General features: G+C 68.1%; 14 protein-coding genes, 1 tRNA gene and 1 pseudogene. 4 read left to right on the forward strand and 12 right to left on the reverse strand.

Annotated elements, in window-relative coordinates:
• Positions 1 to 103 precede the first annotated feature (103 nt).
• Entirely contained in the window at positions 104 to 964 is an 861-nt protein-coding gene (locus tag RTM68_RS11175; RefSeq protein ID WP_312170821.1) for a hypothetical protein, read from the reverse strand.
• A gap of 204 nt (positions 965 to 1,168) precedes the next feature.
• Here RTM68_RS11175 and RTM68_RS11180 point away from each other — a divergent pair.
• Positions 1,169 to 1,256: transfer RNA gene (locus tag RTM68_RS11180), tRNA-Ser, on the forward strand.
• Positions 1,257 to 1,371: 115 nt separating this feature from the next.
• On the opposite strand, the gene RTM68_RS11185 is transcribed toward RTM68_RS11180, so the two are convergent.
• The 8 genes from RTM68_RS11185 to RTM68_RS11220 form a co-directional block, all read right to left on the reverse strand.
• Positions 1,372 to 1,971 carry a GNAT family N-acetyltransferase gene (locus tag RTM68_RS11185; RefSeq protein ID WP_312170823.1) on the reverse strand — a complete coding sequence of 200 codons (600 nt, stop codon included), beginning with the start codon at positions 1,969 to 1,971 and terminating at the stop codon, positions 1,372 to 1,374.
• Positions 1,972 to 2,001: 30 nt separating this feature from the next.
• Positions 2,002 to 2,637, reverse strand: coding sequence for a phosphatase PAP2 family protein (locus RTM68_RS11190; protein ID WP_228528655.1), 636 nt, complete (start codon positions 2,635 to 2,637; stop codon positions 2,002 to 2,004).
• Positions 2,638 to 2,667: 30 nt separating this feature from the next.
• Positions 2,668 to 4,032, reverse strand: a complete 1,365-nt coding sequence (locus tag RTM68_RS11195) for a multidrug effflux MFS transporter (protein ID WP_396654226.1) — start codon at positions 4,030 to 4,032, stop codon at positions 2,668 to 2,670.
• 112 nt (positions 4,033 to 4,144) lie between these two features.
• Entirely contained in the window at positions 4,145 to 5,299 is a 1,155-nt protein-coding gene (locus RTM68_RS11200; RefSeq protein ID WP_312170826.1) for a cystathionine gamma-synthase, read from the reverse strand.
• Positions 5,300 to 5,359: 60 nt separating this feature from the next.
• The gene (locus tag RTM68_RS11205; RefSeq protein WP_312170828.1) at positions 5,360 to 6,754 is read right to left on the reverse strand and encodes a cystathionine beta-synthase; all 1,395 of its coding nucleotides are present in this window, start codon (positions 6,752 to 6,754) and stop codon (positions 5,360 to 5,362) included.
• Between the two features lie 89 nt (positions 6,755 to 6,843).
• Positions 6,844 to 7,803: a carbohydrate ABC transporter permease gene (locus tag RTM68_RS11210; RefSeq protein WP_312170829.1), complete on the reverse strand. Its 960-nt coding sequence runs from the start codon at positions 7,801 to 7,803 to the stop codon at positions 6,844 to 6,846.
• The gene (locus tag RTM68_RS11215; RefSeq protein ID WP_194765247.1) at positions 7,800 to 8,939 is read right to left on the reverse strand and encodes a carbohydrate ABC transporter permease; all 1,140 of its coding nucleotides are present in this window, start codon (positions 8,937 to 8,939) and stop codon (positions 7,800 to 7,802) included. Before RTM68_RS11215 ends, RTM68_RS11210 begins: the two co-directional genes overlap by 4 nt.
• A gap of 103 nt (positions 8,940 to 9,042) precedes the next feature.
• Positions 9,043 to 10,362 (reverse strand): ABC transporter substrate-binding protein, encoded by a 1,320-nt coding sequence (locus RTM68_RS11220; protein WP_312170832.1) that lies wholly within the window; start codon positions 10,360 to 10,362, stop codon positions 9,043 to 9,045.
• 282 nt (positions 10,363 to 10,644) lie between these two features.
• Between RTM68_RS11220 and RTM68_RS11225 the strand changes: the two genes are divergently transcribed.
• The gene (locus RTM68_RS11225; protein ID WP_312170835.1) at positions 10,645 to 11,649 is read left to right on the forward strand and encodes a LacI family DNA-binding transcriptional regulator; all 1,005 of its coding nucleotides are present in this window, start codon (positions 10,645 to 10,647) and stop codon (positions 11,647 to 11,649) included.
• 119 nt (positions 11,650 to 11,768) lie between these two features.
• Here the strand turns inward: RTM68_RS11225 and rplL are convergent, their stop codons facing one another.
• The 3 genes and pseudogenes from rplL to RTM68_RS11240 all read right to left on the reverse strand — a co-directional run bounded on the left by rplL (position 11,769) and on the right by RTM68_RS11240 (position 14,750).
• Positions 11,769 to 12,146 carry a 50S ribosomal protein L7/L12 gene (rplL, locus tag RTM68_RS11230; protein ID WP_042539579.1) on the reverse strand — a complete coding sequence of 126 codons (378 nt, stop codon included), beginning with the start codon at positions 12,144 to 12,146 and terminating at the stop codon, positions 11,769 to 11,771.
• A gap of 50 nt (positions 12,147 to 12,196) precedes the next feature.
• A complete protein-coding gene (rplJ, locus tag RTM68_RS11235; RefSeq protein WP_194765244.1) occupies positions 12,197 to 12,685 on the reverse strand; it encodes a 50S ribosomal protein L10 in 489 nt (162 codons plus the stop codon).
• Positions 12,686 to 12,918: 233 nt separating this feature from the next.
• Positions 12,919 to 14,750 (reverse strand): annotated as a pseudogene (locus RTM68_RS11240) (glycoside hydrolase family 15 protein).
• Positions 14,751 to 14,801: 51 nt separating this feature from the next.
• Here RTM68_RS11240 and RTM68_RS11245 point away from each other — a divergent pair.
• Together RTM68_RS11245 and RTM68_RS11250 are read left to right on the forward strand one after the other, a co-directional pair.
• Positions 14,802 to 16,166, forward strand: a complete 1,365-nt coding sequence (locus tag RTM68_RS11245) for a glucose-6-phosphate dehydrogenase (protein ID WP_312170838.1) — start codon at positions 14,802 to 14,804, stop codon at positions 16,164 to 16,166.
• 82 nt (positions 16,167 to 16,248) lie between these two features.
• Positions 16,249 to 16,631 (forward strand): YqaJ viral recombinase family protein (locus tag RTM68_RS11250; RefSeq protein WP_312170839.1); only part of this gene is annotated, 383 nt, incomplete at its 3' end.

A 16,631-nucleotide genomic window follows, 5' to 3' on the forward strand; every position in this document is an offset into this window, starting at 1 on the left:
GCAGGCTGCAGGCCGCAGGCTGCAGGCCGCAGGCTGCAGGCCGCAGGCTGCAGGCCGCAGGCTGCAGGCTGCAGGCTGGGTCAGCGTTCGCGCATCATCGTGGTCAGGTCAGGCGCAGAAGCCCCGTCGACCGCGCTCCGAGCAGGAGATCGACATGCCGGTGGATGAGCGGCACGAGCGCGCCGTGCTCTCCTCCGTCGGCACGGGTCAGGAGCTTCGTCATCACATAGAGCTGCGAGGTCACGCCGTCGTCGGTCTCGAGGTCATCGCGGAAACGCCGCATGATCTCGTCGGCGGTCCGAGGGGAGGCGAGCGAGTGGCCGAGGAGGAAGGCGGCATCGTATCCGCGCGGCGCGAGCCCCCACGTCTCCCAGTCGGCGATCGCGAACGGATCGCGACGGAGATTGCCCCAGTGCAGTTCGCCGTGTGCCGGCCGCCAGGTGACGGGGTCGACGCGCACGTCGACCCCGAAGAACACCGCGACACGGCGCCTGATGACGCCGGGGTCGAGGAGGCGACGATCCGTGTTCGCGTCGGAGAGATGCTGCAGGTTGGTGTGCAGGCTGCGCCACCACGGATCGTCCACGGTCGGCGGACGGTCGATCACGGGTCGCGCCGCGCACACCCTGCCCGGCAGCACGCTCAGCAGCTCGGCCCGGTACACGACGGGGCCGTCCTCCCACCCGCGCACGTCGAGCAGTCTCGGCACCGCGACCCCGGTGAGAATCGCGGCATCCTGGTTGCCCGTCCACCACGGGCCGTGCGCCCACTCCCGACGGGCCCGAACCACCCTCAGCCAGCGGTACACCCCTTCCCGCTGCACCACCGAACTGATGGATCGCTCACGGCGCCCGATCTGCACACGACCCACCGCGTCGAGCCCGAGCTCCGACAGGGCGCGCTCGTGGGCTGTCCGCAGATCAGTACGCAGAGTCATCCGCTGCTCGGCGGTCGTCGTGCGCATGCAAGCCCCCCAGCCGCATCCGACGCCGCTCTCGGAGTCGAGAGCACTCGGAGCCATGCCATATGGCCACCAAACGTCGTCACTCGACGATAGGAAAGGTCGAAGTCCGACTCAAGGCATCCTGGAATCGCATACCGGTGCGACGGCATCCGGCGTGGTCACGGGCATCGAGCCCGATCGGATAGACTGTTCAGGTTGTTCCTTGGTGACGTGTCCGAGCGGCCGAAGGAGCACGCTTGGAAAGCGTGTGTTGTGCAAGCAACCGCGGGTTCGAATCCCGCCGTCACCGCCAAAAAGCCAGAGGGTCCCCGCGTCAGCGGGGGCCCTCTGGCTTTTCCAGCGAGCACCGGGTTCCCGCCGGCACCGCGTCGGGCGGAGTTCTCCGCCCCACCGGGACACCCGCGCCTCTACGAGAAACGCACCCCGTACTGCTGCCCGCCCGGCTCTGCCGGCAGGGGCACCATGCCGAGCCGCTCGTAGAACGCCGCGGCTCCCGTGTTGTTCGGGTCCATGCCGAGGTGCAGCGCCGGCACGCCCCGACGCGTGAGCTCAGCGAACAGCGTCTCGATCAGCGCGCGTCCGAGCCCCTGCCCCTGCGTCTCGGGCAGCAGGTCGATGTGCAGGTGCGCGGGGTACTCGGCCGCGTGCGGGTTCCTGCCCGGGGCCTGGCTGTAACCGTGCTCGATCATCCGCTCCTCGCGGGTCGTCGCCTCGGCAGGTCGCGGATACCGCTCCTGCAGCGCCGGCCACCACTCGTCGCGGAACCAGGCGGCGAACGCCTCGGTGTCGTCGGTCGCCACGAGGTAGCCGATCACCCGCTCATCATCGGTCTCGACGACCCAGGCGAGGTCGGGGTGCCTCTCGACGTAGGGCACCGCGAACAGGTCGCCCCAGAGCGAGTCGTCAGAGAGGATCCCGGTCGCGTCGGCGCCGGCATCCGCGGTCCGGGTGCAGATCTCGTACATGGCGGCACGGTCGGACGGACGATACGGACGGATGCGGGACACGACGACTCCTCAGTGAGATGGGGTGTGCCGTCAGCCTATCGGCGCAGCGCCCGGCTCTCGGCGCGACGAGGTGCGGACCCAGGGCAGCAGCCATGCCGCGAGCACCAGCACCACTCCCGCTCCGACCAGCGCTCCGCCGATCGTGTCGGTCGCCCAATGCACCGAGAGGAGGGTGCGCGAGATCGCCATCGCGACGATCCACAGGATGCCGAGGATCGCCGTCCACACCTTCGGGAAGACGAGCCACAGCACCACCGCGATCGTGGCGGCGTTCGCCACATGCCCCGACGGGAATGAACCGAAATCGCTGAGCACGATCATGTCCTCCGGGCGCGCACGGCCGAAGAGATGCTTGAGAAGCTGCACGGCACCGGCACTCGCGAGGAAGGCCGCTGCCGCGAACACCGCGGCCTGCCAGCGCCGCACGATCAGCAGCGCGATGATCACCAGCAACGGCACGACGAGGATCGCCACCAGCCCGCCGCCGATGTCGTTGAGGATCAGCGCGGCCGTCAGCATCCAGTCGGCGCGATGCGCGGCGATGGTGACGTTCCACCAGCTGTCGAACCCCGGAGGTTCGGTGTAGCCGAACACGATCATCGCTCCGAGAAGCGTCGCCGCGACCAGCATCCCGATACCCCACCACAGCAGCGCGCGTCGTCTCATCGCTCCATTCTGCCGGTCGGATGCTGAGAATCAGGGAGTGAGCATGCCGACCGTGCGTGGACGCACGATCAGCCACAGCGACAGCACCCCGATGGCCGCACATCCGACCATGACCGAAGCCATCGTGGTGGCCGTGATTCCGGCCCCCTGCGAGACCCAGCCGACGATCGGCGAGATGAGTCCGGCGACGCCGAAGTTCGTCGCTCCGATGACCGACGCGGCGGTTCCCGCTGCCTTGCCGTGGCGGTCGAGCGCGAGCACCTGCACGTTCGGGAAGGTGAAGCCGCACGCCGTCATGAAGAAGAACAGCGGCACGACGGTGCCCCACAGCCCGAGGCCGAGCTGGTCGGTCACGATGATCGCCGTGCCCGCGATCAGCAGCGCGGCCGTCGAGTACGCCATCACCCACTGCGGGCCGAAGCGCGCCGCGAGTCGCGACGCCGTCTGCACACCGAGCACGACACCGAGCGAGTTCACCGCGAACAGGATGCCGTACTGCTGCGCATCGAGACCGTGCGTCTGCTGGAACAGGAAGGGCGACGCCGACAGGTACGAGAACAGACCCGAGAAGGTCATGCCGCCGATGATCAGCACACCGATGAAGACGCGGTCGGAGAACACCGAGCGATAGCGCTGCATCACCGTCGCCCCGCCCTTCTCCTGGCGGCGCGCGGCGGGGAGCGTCTCGGGGATGAAGATCAGCGTCGAGACGAGCATGACCACGCCGTAGAGGGCGAGAACGATGAAGATGCCCTGCCAGGGCATGAGCGTGAGCAGCCACGAGCCGATGAGCGGCGCGGCCACGGGCGCGACACCCGACACGAGAGCGAGTCGAGAGAGCATCACGACCAGGCGTCGTCCGCCGAACAGGTCACGGACGATGGCCATGGCGACCACACCTCCGGCCGCTGCACCGATGCCCATCAGCACACGGGCGCCGCTCAACAGAGGCAGCGTCGGCGCGAAGGCGGCAGCCGCGCTCGCGAGCACGTGCAGCGCCGTCACCGCGATCAGGGGAAGGCGCCGGCCGACCTTGTCGCTGAGCGGCCCCACGATGAGCTGGCCGAGCGCGAAGCCGATCATGGTGCCGGTGAGCGTCAGCTGGATCGCAGCCGCCGTGGTGTCGAAGTCGCGCTCGAGCACGGGGAACGCCGGCAGGTACAGGTCGATCGTGAACGGGCCGAGCGCGGTGAGCGCCCCGAGCAGCACGATGTAGAGCGCCCGGCGTCCGTTCGAGATCGAGTCGCCGGGGTGCAGCATGATCGGCGCCGTCGCGGGGTTCGAACCGAGGGTGCGGATCGCGCCCGTGGACGACGGGACGCGGATGCTGCCGGTCGCCGTCCGTTCAGTGGCGGGAGCGGTGGGGAGGGAGTCGGTGCGGGGCGCGTCAGACACTGGTACTTCCGAGATTGGGGGGGATTTCAGCTCGAATCGATTCGAACCGGCGAAGTGTCCATGCTATCGCCCTCCCCGACGCCCGGGCGCCCGGAGCCTCGACGGGCAGAGGTCAGCGCGAGAGGGACGCCAGTCCTCGCTCCAGGTCGGCGATCAGGTCTGCGACATCCTCGATGCCCACCGACAGCCGCACGACGTTCTCGGGCACGGCGAGTTCCGTGCCGCGCACCGAGGCGTGGGTCATGTCGGGCGGATAGCCGATCAGCGACTCGACGCCGCCGAGCGACTCCGCGAGCTGGAAAAGCTCGGTCGACTCCGCGAACGCCTTCGCCGCACCTGCTCCGGCCGACAGACCGAGCGAGAGCATGCCGCCGAAGCCGCTCATCTGGCGCGCTGCCACGTCGTGCCCCGCGTGCGAGGCGAGCCCCGGGTAGTACACGGTCGCGAACTCGGGGCGCTCTGCCGCCCACTCGGCGATCGCCTGCGCGTTGGCCGAGTGCTGGCGCACCCGCACCGCGAGGGTCTTGATGCCGCGGGTGGTCAGCCACGCGTCGAACGGGGCCGAGACCGCGCCGACCGCGAACTGCTGGAACTTGATCTGCTCGAAGAACCGGTCGTCGCCGAACACGACCGCGCCACCGAGGACGTCGGAGTGCCCGCCCAGGTACTTCGTGGTCGAGTGCACGACGAGGTCGGCGCCGAGTGACAGCGGCTGCTGCAGTGCGGGCGAGGCGAAGGTGTTGTCGACGACCGCGATCGCTCCGGCCGCGTGCGCGACCTCGGCCACCAGGGCGATGTCGACGATCTTCAGCAGCGGATTGCTCGGCGTCTCGATCCAGACGATCTTGGTCTCGGGGCGGATCGCCGCGCGCACGGCGTCGACGTCGGACAGCTCGACCGTCGTGAAGTCGATGCCCCACGGCGAGAGCACACGGGCGAAGAGACGATAGGTGCCGCCGTAGACGTCGTTGCCGAGCACGACGTGGTCGCCGGGCTTCAGGATGCCGCGCAGGAGCGCGTCTTCGGCAGCGAGACCCGACGCGAAGGACAGTGCGTTCGCACCGCCCTCGAGTGCCGCGAGCTGCGTCTCGAGCGAGGACCGCGTGGGGTTTCCGGCACGGTTGTACTCGTAGCCGTCGCGGAAGCCGCCGATGCCGTCCTGCACGTGCGTGGAGGCCTGGTAGATCGGCGGAATGATCGACCCGGTCGTCGGGTCGGGCTCCTGGCCTGCGTGGATGGCTCGGGTGGCGAAGGCATGCTCGGACATGCGTCTCAGCCTACGTCCGCCCCGACCCCGGCAGCCGCCCCTGTTACGCCGGGCGTCATCTCAACGCGAGATGTACGAGAGCAGATCCTGTCGGGTGAGCACGGTGTGGGGCTTGCCGCCCTCGGTGACCAGCAGCGCGTCGACATCGGCGAGCGCCGCGCGGGCCTGGGCGACGGGTGCATGGATGCCGATGAGCGGCAGCCTCTCTCCCACGTGATCGCCCACGGCATCCGTCGGCTTCGCGTCGCCGCGGAAGAGCAGGTCGAGCAGTCCCTTCTCATCGACCGTGCCGACGACCTCGCCCATCATGACCGGCGGTTCGGCGCTCAGCACCACGAGCTGCGACACCTCGTACTCGGTCATCATCCCGATGGCCTCGAGCACCGTGTCGGTCGGATGCGCGTGCACCAGGTCGGGGATGCCCGCCCCGCTCGGGGCGCCCTGGGACTGGCGGAGTGCCCGCGTCGCCAGGACGTCGGCGACGGTCTCCCCCTCCTCGACGTCGCTGAACCCGTAGGAGCGCATCCAGCCGTCGTTGAAGATCTTGCTCAGGTATCCGCGTCCGCCGTCGGGGAGCAGCACGACCATCACGGCATCCGCAGGAAGCTCTCGCGCCACCCGCAGCGCCCCCACCACGGCCATCCCGCTCGATCCCCCGACGAGGATCCCCTCTTCGCGGGCCAGGCGACGTGTCATCGCGAAGGACTCGGCGTCGCTCACGGCGACGATCTCGTGGGGAACGGCCGGGTCGTAGGATCCGGGCCAGATGTCCTCTCCGACGCCCTCGACCAGATACGGGCGACCGGTGCCGCCGCTGTAGACGCTGCCCTCGGGGTCGATGCCGACGATGCGGACCCGTTCTTCGGACACCTCGCGCAGGTAGCGTCCGGTGCCGGTGATCGTGCCGCCCGTGCCGACGCCGGCGACGAAGTGCGTCACCCGGCCGTCGGTGTCCCGCCAGATCTCGGGCCCGGTGGTCTCGTAGTGGCTGCGCGGTCCGTTGGGGTTCTCGTACTGGTTGGGCTTGAATGCCCCGGGGATCTCGCGAGCCAGGCGGTCGCTGACGCTGTAGTACGACTCGGGGCTGTCGGCGGCGACCGACGTCGGCGTGACCACGACCTCGGCGCCGTACGCCCGCAGCACGTCGATCTTGTCCTCGCCGACCTTGTCGGGCACGACGAAGACGCAGTCGTAGCCGCGTTGCTGAGCGACGAGCGCGAGCCCGACTCCGGTGTTGCCGCTCGTGGGCTCGACGATCGTTCCACCGGGCTTCAGGTCACCGGCGGCTTCGGCGGCGTCGATGATGCGCGAGGCGATGCGGTCCTTCGACGACCCGCCGGGGTTCAGGTACTCGAGCTTGACGAGCACCGTGCACGCGATGCCCTCGGTGACGTGCTGGAGCTTCACGAGGGGCGTGTCGCCGACGAGGTCGACGATCGATTCTGCGTACTTCATGGTCACAGCGTACGTGCAGAGATGCCGCGACCGGGGCTGTGTTGCACCCGATCGCGGCATCGTTGTCTCTGGATGTCGCTGTGACGCGATCAGCCCTTCGTGGAACCCGCCAGCAGCCCGCGGACGAAGTACCGCTGCAGCGCGAAGAACACGATCAATGGGACGATGATCGAGACGAAGGCTCCTGCCGTGAGCAGGTACCAGCCCTCACCGCGACCGGTGATCTCGGCGAGCACCTTCGTGATCGGCGAGGCCGCCCCGTCGGCGAACACCAGGGCGACGAGCAGATCGTTCCAGACCCACAGGAACTGGAAGATCGCCACCGAGGCGATCGCCGGCATGGTGAGCGGCAGCACGATGCGGAAGAAGATCTGGCCGCGGGATGCGCCGTCGACGCGCGCGGCCTCGATGATCTCACCGGGGATCTCGGACATGAAGTTGTGCAGCAGGTAGATCGCCAGCGGCAGCGCGAACATGGTGTGGGCGATCCACACCTGCGCATAGCCGCCCGCCACATCGAGTCCCTGCGTGACCTGCACGCCGAACAGGTTGATGCCCCGCGAGAACGAGGACAGCAGCGGAACGAGCGCCATCTGGATCGGCACGATCTGCAGCGCGAACACGAAGATGAACAGCGCGTTGCGCCCCTTGAACTCGATCCAGGAGAACGCGTACGCCGCCATGGCAGCGATCATCAGCGGGATGATCGTGGCCGGGATCGTGATCACGATCGAGTTGAAGAACGACTCGAGGATGGTCAGCTGCGTGGTGCCCGACTGCAGCACGGCCACGTAGTTGTCGAGCGTGAACTGCGGGTTGGTGAAGAACGTCCACCACCCCGTGGTCTCGATCGCGTCCCTCTCGCGGAACGACGAGATGAAGAGTCCGAGCGTCGGGATGGTCCACACCACGGCGATCAGGATCGAGGCCACCGTCGCCCACGGGCGGCTGAGGCGCTTGCGCGCGCGGCCCGCCGAGGCCTCGAAGCGTCCGGCGGTCGTGATCGCCCTCGTGCTCTGGCCGGTGTCTGACTTCACGGTGTCGGTCATCGGATCTCCCGCTGCTTCTTGATCTGGCGCGCGTTGTAGATGACGATCGGGAGCACCAGGATGAACAGGATGACGGAGAGCGCAGCACTGCGTCCCGCCTCGAACTTGGAGAACTGGGTGTACATCTCGTTCGCCAGAACCGACGTGCCGTAGTTTCCACCGGTCATCGTGCGCACGATGTCGAACACCTTCAGCGAGGCGATCGAGATCGTCGTGAGCACGACGATGAGTGCCGGCCTGATCGACGGGATCGTCACCGAGCGGAAGCGCTCCCAGGCGTTCGCGCCGTCGAGCTCCGCCGCCTCGAGAAGCTCCGTGGGAACTCCCTTGATGGATGCCGAGAGCACGACCATCGCGAAACCGGTCTGCACCCAGATCAGCACGACGATGAGGGCCAGGTTGTTCCACGGATTGTTCAGCAGGAACTGCTGCGGCTCTCCGCCGAACCACACGAGGATCTGGTTGAGCAGACCGATCTGCTCGAACTCGGGACCACGGTAGGCGTAGACGAAACGCCAGATGATGCTCGCGCCGACGAACGAGATCGCCATCGGCATGAAGACGAGCAGCTTGTAGATCTTCTCGCCGCGGGTCTTGTCGATGAAGACCGCATACGCGAGACCGACGATGGTCGACAGCGTCGGCACCAGCAGCACCCACACGATCGTGTTCACGACCGAGGTGACACCGTCGGACTGCGTGAAGATCCACAGGTAGTTGGAGAAGCCGACGAAGTCGCTGCCCGTCGAGTTCCAGAACGACGCGTACACGGTCTGGATCGACGGAAGGATGAGTCCCGCCAGGAGCAGCAGGAGCGCCGGGGCCATGAAGGCGACGAGCTGGATCAGGTACCCCACGCCGTCGCGCGATCGGTAGTCCAGGAAGAAGAACAGGGCACCGACGGCGACCGCGACTCCCATGGCCCAGTAATAGGAGTTGAAGAACCACATCACCGCGAACGGGATGAGGAGGCACATCGCGAGGCGGATGCCGGTGTAGAGGGCGCCCTTGCGAGGCGCGATGTCGACGAGGAGCAGGATGACGACGACGACCACCGCGAACGCGATGACGACGGCGAGGGCCTGGACGATCGGGGGCAGTGACCCGATCCATTGGAAGAACACAGTCGCGTTCATGGATTCCCCTTCATGAGACGGAGCTGATCATCGGTCCGCGCAACGATGCGCGGACCGAGGGTGAGACGGTGGGCCGCCCATCGGGGCGGCCCACCTCATCCGATCAGCTGGAAGGCCAGCCGGTCTCGATCTGGGTCAGGACCTCATCGGTCGAGGTGCCGTTCACCCACGCGACGATGCCCTTCCAGAAGGTCCCCGAGCCGACAGCACCGGGCATCTGGTCGGAACCGTCGAAGCGGAACGTGATCGAGTCGTCCTGGAGCAGCTTGATCGACTCCTGCAGGATGGGATCCTCGACCACATCGAGGTTCACGCCCTTGTTGGCCGACGTCACTCCGCCGAGGGCGAGGCGGCTGTCCGCCCACTCGGGGCTCGACAGGTACTCGAGCACCTTCTGCGTCGCCTCGTCGTCGCTGAACGCACCGACGATCTCGCCACCACCGGTGATGAGCGTCTCGTCTGCGTTCTGGCTCGGCGTCAGGAACGCCCAGACGTCTCCGTCTTCGGCGAAGTTCGTGCCGTCGGGGTAGAAGCCCGAGAGGAACGAGGCCTGGTGGGTCAGCGCGCATTCGCCACTGGCGACCTGCGCCGCGACGTCACCGAATGCGGTCGAGTTGATGGAGCGCACATCGCCGAAGCCGGCGTTGACGTACTCCGGGTTGAGCAGGATCTCACCGGTCGCGTCGAAGGCCTCCTTGATCTGGGGGTCGGTGAACGGGATCTCGTTCTTGACCCACTGGTCGTACACATCGGGGCCCGCGTTGCGGAGCACGAGGTCCTCGATCCAGTCGGTGCCGGGCCAGCCGGTCGCGACGCCCGACTCGAAGCCGGCGCACCAGGGAGCCTTGCCGCTCGCGGTCTTGATCGTCTCGGTGAGGGCGAGAAGCTCGTCCCAGGTCGTCGGTTCCTCGACGCCCCACTCGGCGAACTTCGTCGGCGAGTACCAGATCCAGCCCTTGACGCTGGCCATCAGCGGCGCGCCGTAGAAGGTGCCGTCGTAGGTTCCGAAGTCGACCCATCCCTGAGTCCAGTACTCCTCGGCATTCGCCTTGACCGCCTCGGGCGCCGGCTTCAGCAGGTCGCGCGACGCGTAGTCCGCGAACAGACCCGGCTGCGGGAAGATCGCGATGTCAGGCGGGTTGCCGCCCTGCGCGCGCGTGCCGAGCTGGGTCTCGAAGTCCTGGCTGCCCTCGTACTTGATCTCGATGTCGTTCTCTTCTTCGAAGTCCGCCCAGGACTCCGCGAGGAGTTCGGCCTCACCCTCGACGATCGTTCCGTAGATGGTGACGGTGTTGTCGCCTCCGCCTCCGCCTTCGCTTCCGCCGTCCGTGCCGCCGGGGGCACCACAGCCGGCGAGCGCGATACCCGCGACTCCCAGCAGAGCGATCGGCGCGTAACGCCGTGAACGCTGTGACAGACCCATGTGATTCTCCTCTTCGAGTTTCACGGCCCCCCGCTCATCCTGCGCCGCCCCTCGGCACAGAATCGGGAACCGATTCCAGGACAACCTATCGGGGTCCGCGCGCCAGACACAATAAGCGTTGGTCACAAGCTCGCAACCATTCCCCCGCGTTCCGGAGGTCGGATGGGAGCGCTCCCTCGGATTCAGTATGGAACCGGTTCCCTTCTTGCGTCCGAGGGACTACGCTGACATCGGCGCGACCGGGTGGGGCCGCCGCGCGATGGGACTGGTCGAGGAGGACCGATGAGCACGATCGCTGACGTCGCAGCGCGTGCAGGCGTGTCGAAGGCCACGGCGAGTCGCGCCCTGAGCGGACGGGGATACGTCTCGGATGCGACACGTCAGCGGGTCGAGGATGCCGCGAGCGACCTCTCGTACGTCGCGCACTCCTCCGCCACGAGCCTGGCCACCGGGCGCACCCGCACGGTGGGCGTGATCATGCCCCCGGTCGACCGTTGGTTCTTCGCCGAGCTGCTCGCAGGAATCCAGGACGCGTTGGTCGAGCGCGACTACGAGCTCGCCCTCTACGGCATCCGCGAGGGCAGCGAGACACGCGAGCGCCTCTTCGACACCGTGCTGCCGGGGCGACGATTCGACGGCATCATCGCCGTCGGCATCCAGCCCAGCGCGCAGGAGCTCGAGCGCCTGCAGCGCTCGGAACGACCGCTCGTCAGCGTGGGCCCCTACAGCGAGGGGTCGAGCGCGGTGTCGATCGACGACGTGGCGGCGGGCCGCATCGCCACGGAGCACCTCATCGAACTCGGCCACAGGGAGATCGCCTTCGTCGGCGGCTCGACGGATGCGGATGCACAGAGCTTCGGCGACGCGCGCCGCATCGCCGGGTACCGTGAGGCGATGGCCGCGGCGGGTCTCGCCGACCGCGTGCGCGTCGCGCACTCCCCTCCGACCATGCCGGGCGGCTACGCCGCCGCCGTCGAACTGCTGGGCGACCGTCGTCTTCGACCGACCGCTGTGGTCGGAGTCTGCGACGAGGCGGCGATCGGCGCAATGGTCGCGGCTCGCCGCCTGGGCATCGCCGTTCCGACGGAGCTCAGCATCGTCGGTGTCGACGATCACGAGCACGCCGACATGTTCGCCCTCACGACCATCCGGCAGGCGCCCCGCGAGCAGGGGCACGAGGCCGTGCGACTGCTCGACCAGCAGATCGAGCAGCCCGAGTCCCCTCTCGAGCGCATCGTGTCGGCATCCGTCCTGGTCGTGCGGAACTCGACAGCCGGTCGGCGCTGACGCCTCCACGTCCGCCGCCGACACCCCTGGAACGCACGAAAGCCCCGGGCGGACCCGGGGCTTTCGTGAAGCGTTCAGACGCTTCCAGGACGAGGCGCTGGGCCGCGACCTGGAACGGATTACTTGAGGGTAACCGTGGCGCCTGCCTCTTCGAGGGCAGCCTTGGCCTTCTCGGCTGCTTCCTTGTTCGCGCCCTCGAGCACGGCCTTGGGAGCACCGTCGACGACAGCCTTGGCCTCGCCGAGACCCAGCGAGGTGAGCTCGCGGACGGTCTTGATGACCTGGATCTTCTTGTCGCCAGCAGCCTCGAGGATGACGTCGAAGGAGTCCTTCTCCTCAACCTCTTCAGCAGCTCCGCCACCTGCGCCGGCAACGGCGACGGGGGCAGCAGCGGTGACCTCGAACTTCTCCTCGAACGCCTTGACGAAGTCGTTGAGCTCGACGAGGGTCAGGCCGGCGAACTGCTCGAGCAGCTCCTCAGTGGTGAGCTTAGCCATGATGTATCTCCTAGATAGATGGGGTTTGTTGAACGAGAACGTCGGGTCGCTTACGCGGCCTCAGCGGTCTCCAGCTTTTCGCGAAGAGCATCGATGGTGGCAGCAGCCTTGCCCATCGTGGCCTTCATCATGCCCGCAGCCTTCGCCAGCAGAACCTCACGGCTCTCGAGCGCGGCGTACTTGTTGACCTCGTCGGCAGAGAGGGCGTTGCCCTCGAAGATGCCGGCCTTGATCACGAGAAGCGGGTTGGCCTTGGCGAAGTCACGAAGAGCCTTGGCAGTGGCGACGAAGTCACCGTGCACGAACGCGACGGCCGACGGACCCTTGAGGTCGTCGTCCAGCGCGGTGATGCCAGCCTTGTTGGCGGCGATCTTGGTCAGCGTGTTCTTCACCACGGCGTACTCAGCGTCCTGACGGATGCTGTTGCGCAGCTCCTTGAGCTGGGCAACCGTCAGACCGCGGTACTCGGTCAGCAGAACGGCAGTCGAGTTCTCGAATGACTTCGTGAGCTCGGCGACCGATGCATCCTTCTGCGCCATGGTCACTCCTTGGTGTGTACGAGATGCCTCACGGCGGTGAGGCACCGGTTCCGACCCCTGGCAACAGAAAAGCTCCGGCGCAAGCGCACGGAGCTTTGGAAGTTCGTGTCCTGCGCGGGCCCCTGCTGAGCAGAGCTTCGATCCTCATGCACTCACGCGCACGACGATGACCAGCGGTCTTCGGTTATGACAACTGTACCCCACGGCATCCGCTCTTCTCAAATCAGGCGGGGTCATCGCCTGTGGGCGGCGCGACCCCCGTGGCCGGCGAGCGCGTCGGCGGCCCGGATGAGGCTCAGATGCGAGAGCGCCTGAGGGGTGTTGCCCGCCTGCCGGTCCTGCCCGACGTCGTACTCCTCGGACAGCAGACCGAGGTCGTTGGCCATCCCGACCAATCTCTCCATCAGGTCGCGGGCCTCGTCGAGACGACCGGTCGTCGCATACTGCTCGACCAGCCAGAAGCTGCAGGCGATGAACGGATGCTCTCCCCCGTCGAGTCCGTCGACGCCGGACTCCGTGCGATATCGCCGGAGGAATCCATCGGTGAGCAGCGTGCGCTCGATCTGCTCGACCGTGCGGAGCATCCGCGGGTCGTCGGGCGTGCAGTAGCCGACCTGCGGGAGCACGAGCAGTGACGCGTCGACCTCGGTCGAGCCGTAGTGCTGCACGAAGTACCCCTGATCGGCATCGACCCCGCGCTCGTCGATCTCGTCTCGCAGAGAATCGCGCACCGCGGCCCAGCGATCGGCATCGCCCGCGAGCCCGTGCTCCTGCACGGCACGGACTCCACGGTCGAGCGCCGCCCACATCATCACGCGGGAGTGCGTGAACCACTGCGGCTCGCCCCTGATCTCCCAGATGCCGTTGTCGGGGCGGTCGATCGAGGCGATCACCTGTTCGATGAGCGCGCGCTGCAGCGGCCACGAGAAGCTGCCCTCCTCGAGCCCGGCGATCCGGGCGCACTCGAGTGCGACCAGCACCTCGCCGATCACATCGCCCTGGTACTGGTCGACCGCGCCGTTGCCGATCCGCACCGGGGCGGCGCCCTGATAGCCGGCCAGGTGGTCCGCACCGGTGCCGCACCGCCGTAGCCGGGCAGGCTCGTGAGCTCGCGCTCGATGAGGTCGCGCTCCCCCGCGATCCCGTACATGATCTGCACCTCGTTCGGCTCACCCGCGACGGCGCGGAGCAGCCAGCGGCGCCAGTGGTGGGCCTCGGTGAGGAAGCCGTGGGCGATGAGGGCTTCGAGCGTCAGCGCGGCATCGCGCAGCCAGACGAAGCGGTAGTCCCAGTTGCGCGAGCCGCCGAACTCCTCGGGGAGCGATGTGGTGGCCGCGGCGACGATGCCTCCGGTGTCCTTGTTCGTGAGCGCCCGCAGCACCAGCAGCGACCGCACGACCTCGCCGCGGTAGGCACCGTCGTGCTGGATCCCGCTCGCCCAGCCCTGCCACCACGACCGCGTGGCGGCGATCGCGTCGTCGACGTCGAGCGGCGCCGGCGGATGCTCATGCGAGGGGAACCAGCTGAGGGTCAGGTCGCGCGCCTCGTCAGCCGAGACCGTGAGCGTCCCTCGGTGCCGGTGGTCCTCCGCGACGAGTCGCACTCCGCGCACGATCACCGCTTCGGGTCCCGCCGTCGCGCGCAGGGCCGGTTCCTCGCTCGTGCCCACCTGCCGCACCCAGGGCAGCCGACGGGAGTAGTCGAAGTGCAGCCGCAGCTCGGTGACGAACTCGACGTGGCCGGTGATGCCGACGATCCTGCGCACGACGTCGCTGCGTGCCGACTGCAGCGGCATGAACTCGTGCACCTCGGCGACGCCGTCTGCCGTCTCCCACCGGGTGACGAGGATGAAGGTGTCCGACACGTAGTGCCGCTCGGAGGTCGCCGTCTCATCGACGGGGCGCAGGGTCCAGCATCCGTTCGCTGCCTCTCCCAGCAGCGCCCCGAACAGCGACGGAGCGTCGAAACGGGGAAGGCACAGCCAGTCGATGCTGCCCTCCTTCGAGACGAGCGCGCCGGTGCGGCAGTCGCTGAGCAGGGCGTAGTCCTCGATCGGAGCGGGCATCGACCGATTGTGACACGACTGTGGACGGGGTGGACGGGTTACGGTGGGGTCATGGCCGCTGCGACGACGCTCGTGATCCTCGGTGCCGGGGGCGATCTCACCTCCCGCCTGCTCCTTCCTGCTCTCGGACAGCTGCTGCGGAGAGAGCCCGAACGCGCGGTGCACATCGTCGGCGCGGACCGCGAGGACTGGACGGATGCCGAGCTCGAGACCGTCGTCCGCACGGCGTTCGCGACGATGGATGCCGAAGAGGCCGCCTCGCGCGTCGATGTGTCGTACGTGCGGACCGATATCACCGAACCCGACGACCTGCGGGCGCTGTTGCAGGACCGCACCGGACAGGTCGCGATCTACTTCGCCGTGCCTCCCGCGGTCGCCGCGGCATCCATCGCTGCGCTCACCTCCGAGATGCTGCCCGACGGAGCGATTCTGGTCATGGAGAAGCCCTTCGGCACCGACGAGGCGAGTGCCCGCGAGCTGAACCGCACGCTCACGGCGCTGGTGCCCGAGAGTCAGGTCTTCCGGGTCGACCACTTCCTCGGTCGCTCGACCACGCTGAATCTGCTCGGCGCGCGCTTCGCCAACCGGATCCTCGAGCCCCTCTGGTCGGCCGAGAGCATCGAGTCGGTCGACATCGTCTACGACGAATCGCTGGCGCTCGAGGGACGCGCGGGCTACTACGACTCCGCCGGGGCGCTCGTCGACATGATCCAGAGCCACCTCCTGCAGGTGCTCGCCGTGCTCGCGATGGAAGAGCCCACGACGCTCGACCAGGTCGACTTCCGCGAGGCGACGAGCGCCGTGCTCCGCGCGACCGCGGTGTGGCACGACGATCCGGTGGCGTCGTCGCGGCGGGCGCGGTACACGGCAGGCACGGTCGGCGGCACGGAGAAGCCGTCGTACGTCGACGAGCCGGGAGTCGACCCCGACCGCCAGACCGAGACCCTCGCCGAGGCCACGTTCGAAGTGCGCAACAGCCGCTGGGCGGGCACGCCCTTCCGGTTGCGGTCGGGCAAGGCGCTCAGCACGCCGGCGACCGAGATCGTCGTGCGCTTCCGACCCGTCAGGCATATTCCGACAGGGCTCAGCGGATCGTCCGACGGCGCCGTGCTGCGATTTTCCCTGGGGCCCGACCGGATCTCCCTCGAGCTGAACCTCAACGCCGCCGAGGATCCGTTCGAACTGGAGCGCGCGACCCTGTCGGCCGAACTCGGCGAGGGCGCGCTCAAGGCCTACGCCGAAGTGCTGTCGGGCGTGCTCGACGGCGACCCGATGCTGGCCGTGCGCGGCGATGCCGCTGAGCAGTGCTGGCGCATCGTCGCGCCGATCCTCGAGGCCTGGCGTCGAGGCGATGTTCCCCTCGAGGAGTACGCCGCAGGATCGACCGGGCCCGAGAGCTGGCCCGCACTCGGCTGATCGCTCCCGCGCAGACGACGAGGGATGCCGGGTGCGGCGTGTACGGGACCGGAGGGTCGGCGACCGGGGTTACGCTCGATAGGTGACCCCGGAACTCCAAGCTCGCATCGTCGCGGACTCGCGCGACCGGGTGGCCTGGATGCGAGCCCGTTCACGCGGCATCACCGCGACCGATGTCGCGGGACTCACGAGCGAGAGGTCGATCGCCCGCGCCGCCGATTCGAAGCTCGGCGGCGGACCCCGCTTCGGCGGCAACGCCTATACCGACCACGGCCGGCGCCGGGAGCCCGAGATCGCGGCCTGGGTGGCGGCGACGCACGGCATCCTGCCGTCGTCCGCGCTCTTCCGCGCCGAGGTCGAGCACCGCCACCTCGCGACACCCGACGGTATCGCCGTCGACGCGGACGGACGCGTCAAGCTCGCCGAGATCAAGACCACGAACAAGGCGTTCCGCGGCATCCCCCG

Origin of the sequence: Microbacterium sp. (genome assembly GCF_031988965.1) — a bacterium.
In the GTDB taxonomy this organism is placed as follows: Bacteria; Actinomycetota; Actinomycetes; order Actinomycetales; family Microbacteriaceae; genus Microbacterium.

Excerpts from the sequence above, each read along its gene's own strand:
- RTM68_RS11175 (WP_312170821.1), bottom strand. The coding sequence starts at position 964 with ATGCGCACGACGACCGCCGAGCAGCGGATGACTCTGCGTACTGATCTG.
- RTM68_RS11190 (WP_228528655.1), bottom strand. The coding sequence starts at position 2,637 with ATGAGACGACGCGCGCTGCTGTGGTGGGGTATCGGGATGCTGGTCGCG.
- RTM68_RS11200 (WP_312170826.1), bottom strand. The coding sequence starts at position 5,299 with ATGTCCGAGCATGCCTTCGCCACCCGAGCCATCCACGCAGGCCAGGAG.
- RTM68_RS11205 (WP_312170828.1), bottom strand. The coding sequence starts at position 6,754 with ATGAAGTACGCAGAATCGATCGTCGACCTCGTCGGCGACACGCCCCTC.
- RTM68_RS11210 (WP_312170829.1), bottom strand. The coding sequence starts at position 7,803 with ATGACCGACACCGTGAAGTCAGACACCGGCCAGAGCACGAGGGCGATC.
- RTM68_RS11215 (WP_194765247.1), bottom strand. The coding sequence starts at position 8,939 with ATGAACGCGACTGTGTTCTTCCAATGGATCGGGTCACTGCCCCCGATC.
- RTM68_RS11220 (WP_312170832.1), bottom strand. The coding sequence starts at position 10,362 with ATGGGTCTGTCACAGCGTTCACGGCGTTACGCGCCGATCGCTCTGCTG.
- RTM68_RS11225 (WP_312170835.1), top strand. The coding sequence starts at position 10,645 with ATGAGCACGATCGCTGACGTCGCAGCGCGTGCAGGCGTGTCGAAGGCC.
- rplL (WP_042539579.1), bottom strand. The coding sequence starts at position 12,146 with ATGGCTAAGCTCACCACTGAGGAGCTGCTCGAGCAGTTCGCCGGCCTG.
- rplJ (WP_194765244.1), bottom strand. The coding sequence starts at position 12,685 with ATGGCGCAGAAGGATGCATCGGTCGCCGAGCTCACGAAGTCATTCGAG.
- RTM68_RS11245 (WP_312170838.1), top strand. The coding sequence starts at position 14,802 with ATGGCCGCTGCGACGACGCTCGTGATCCTCGGTGCCGGGGGCGATCTC.